At 63.3% G+C, this 2,936-nt stretch carries 1 protein-coding gene and 1 pseudogene; both read right to left on the reverse strand.

The window, feature by feature from the left end:
• A pseudogene (locus AC5JJ6_RS06875) lies at positions 1 to 1,012 on the reverse strand (ISAzo13 family transposase); the annotation flags it as partial.
• Positions 1,013 to 1,496: 484 nt separating this feature from the next.
• Positions 1,497 to 2,732: a bifunctional alpha/beta hydrolase/OsmC family protein gene (locus tag AC5JJ6_RS06880; RefSeq protein ID WP_496041321.1), complete on the reverse strand. Its 1,236-nt coding sequence runs from the start codon at positions 2,730 to 2,732 to the stop codon at positions 1,497 to 1,499.
• Between the last annotated feature and the right edge of the window lie 204 nt (positions 2,733 to 2,936).

A 2,936-nucleotide genomic window follows, 5' to 3' on the forward strand; every position in this document is an offset into this window, starting at 1 on the left:
TGCGTGATATGGCAGAAAAGGCGATGCTCAATCCTGTTCCACTTTGAGGTTCCGGGTGGGAAGTGGCACACCGAGATCGTCAGCCCGGTCTGGTCGGCCAAGTTCTGAAGCTCACGCTTCCACAGCCGCAGGCGGGCTCCATTGGAGCCGCCGCAGTCGGCCGTGATCATCAACCGGGAGGCCGCGGGATAGAGGGCACGACCCTTGTTGTCGAACCAGGAGCGGATGGCGTTGACCGCGAACTCGGCAGTGTCGCTGGTCACGCCGAGGCTGACCCAGCCGCTGTTGTCGGCCAGATCGTAGACGCCATAGGGCACGACCTTGCCGAGGTCCTTATCCTCGAAGTCATGGACCTCGGTCCGCCGCGGCTGGCCCTCGGGGCGGTAGTCAGTCCCCTTGTTGGTGTAGTTGCCGACCAGCTCCTTCTTCTTGGTGTCGACCGAGATCACCGGCTGATCCTCAGCCTGGAAGGCTAGAACCTGGGTGTTGATGTGCTCGAACTGAGCGTCACGGTCGGCATGCTGGCGGCCATCATTGGCCTTGCGATTGGCCCGGCGGCCATAGCCGAGCTGGTGTAGCAGCTTGCGCACCGTGTTCGGGCTGCCTGCATGGCCCATCTTCTGAAGCGCTTTGGCGAGTTTGACGTGGCTCTTGGAAACCCACAGCAGTGGTCGCATCGGGTCGCCCAGCGTGACCGGCTCGACCAGGCGACGCAGGTCCTCCAGCAACGTTGGATCCTTGGCCGTCAGGCGCTGCCGCCCGCTCCCGGCCCGACGGATCCGCCCACCGGGCGGAGCCGGCTGGTCGAGATCTTTCAATCCCCGCTCGATGGTGCCGCGCGCCAGCCCGGTTGTCCGCGGGCCTTGGCAACGCCCTTCGGGCGGTATACCGCCACCACCCCGCCGCGACCTGCGGATCGCGCCTCGGCCGCTGCGAACAGGCGTCGTCCCCGCTCGTCCAACTGGTCCCGGATCGCCTCGTACCGCTCTCGTATCGCACGCTCATCAATCATGCCGCCGAATGTGGCAATCACCAGAGGTGATCAAAATCCCTACTGGAAATATGACATCAAAATGTCTCAATTATTCCTGCGCGTCTCCTAAGTAGGGTATGATCGGCCGTACTTTCTCCCGGCTACTAGGGCTTTGCCTTCTCGGCAACGGCAATCGCCGCGCTGGCCCTCCGCCTGGTCGCACGCGGCGCCGGGCAGCACGTCGGTGTCCTGGCGCTTCTTCTGTTCATCGTAGCGAACATCACCATCGCAGTGCTGGTTGTGGGAACGATGCGCCTGCTCGCTACCGGGCGACTTCTCCCTCACTCACCTCCGAGTGCCTCGCCGGACGTCAGCACCGCCCTTATCCAAGCCTGATAAGAACTCCGTGTCGAGAGTGGCCTCGACGCCTCCTGAAGAACAGGTATTCTGGAGAACAGAAGCCGGATTGCTTACCGGCGTTGCAGCCTCTCCCTTCCGAATGTCAGCTGGACGACTGGCAGTATCACCTGAGCGTGACTGATGTCCCAACGGTCGTGACGACAGCAGAGCCAGCTTCCAGGGTGCGGTGGACCGGACACTTACCGGCGATCTCGATGGCTTTCTCTCTCGCGGCTTCTCCGGGGTCGCTCTCGAATAGGATCGATCGATCGAACTGATCGATCCTGTCACCACCGCCGTCCACACACCTCACGCAATCTGTTGCATGGACCTTGGTATGACGGACGTCCACGGTGAAGGGGGGGATTTGCCAGCCCTTGCGTTCGGCGTAGAGGGCAAGAGTCATGGAGGTGCACGCGGCAAGCCCCGCCGACAGGAAGTCGTAAGGGCTGGGTCCGCTGTCGAGCCCACCGAAGGTCACGGGCTCATCGGCGAAGAGCCGATGCGCCCCGATGTGCACGATCTGCTGAAAACGACCCTCGCCCGTCGAGCGGACCCGTACGCCCTGATCGCTCGGAGTTTCCGCCCTATGGGAAAGCGTTGGGAGATAACGGCTGCACCAGGCGCTGACGATCTCGGCGACAAAGACGGCGTCCTCGCGGCGGGAGAGGAGATGGTCGGCACCGTCGAGCGACACGAAGCTTTTAGGATGCCGCGCGGCCTCGAAGATCCGCTTGGCGTTCTCGACTCCAACAACATCATCGGTAGGGGCATGGAGGATGAGAAGCGGCCTGCCGAGGTGCCCGATCTTCGCCTCAAGGTCCTGGACGCGCAGATCTTCGAGAAATTGTTGGCGAATGGTGAACCGTCGTCCGGCGAGTTCGACCTCCGCTTCGCCGTCACTCTCGATCGCGGGCACGTGCACGCGAAAGCTGGAAACGACGTGTTCCGCGTCGGCCGGTGCTGCGATGGTAACCACCGCCCTTAACTCCGGCAGGTCCGAGGCAGCCATCAGCACGGCGGCACCGCCCAGAGAATGGCCGATCAGCAGCTCGGCAGGACCGTAATGGTCTGCCAGGTAGGCAGCGGCCAGACGGAGATCCTCCACATTCGAGGAGAAGTTGGTATTCGCGAACTCGCCGCCCGACGAGCCAAGCCCCGTGAAGTCGAACCGCAGCACGGCGATGCCGCGCAAGGCGAGCTCTGACGCGATCCTTTGCGCGGCAAAGATGTCTTTCGAGCAGGTGAAGCAATGGGCGAAGATTGCGTATGCACGCACGGGTCCGGGCGGGAGGTCGAGCCGGGCGGCCAACGCATCACCGCTGCTGCCGGTGAACTCGATGCGCTGAGCAGGCACCATTCCGCGATCCTCCGGTTCTTGGGCGACGACAAACGGCTTGCCCGCGTGGAAGCGAGGTGGACTTCGATGGCCGGACTGTCTCACAGGGCCATCGTGTCGTCAACGGCACCGGGACCCCCGAACCGCGCGCTCAGCCCCGTAATCGGCCACCTCGCTGAGGGTGGTGGATTGTAACAGCGAAACCACTGTCCAACGGGGTGCTTG

The sequence above is a fragment of the Skermanella sp. genome (genome assembly GCF_059503625.1).

What these genes read in the sequence shown, in the direction of transcription:
- AC5JJ6_RS06880 (WP_496041321.1), bottom strand. Translation starts at nt 2,732, where the DNA reads ATGGTGCCTGCTCAGCGCATCGAGTTCACCGGCAGCAGCGGTGATGCG.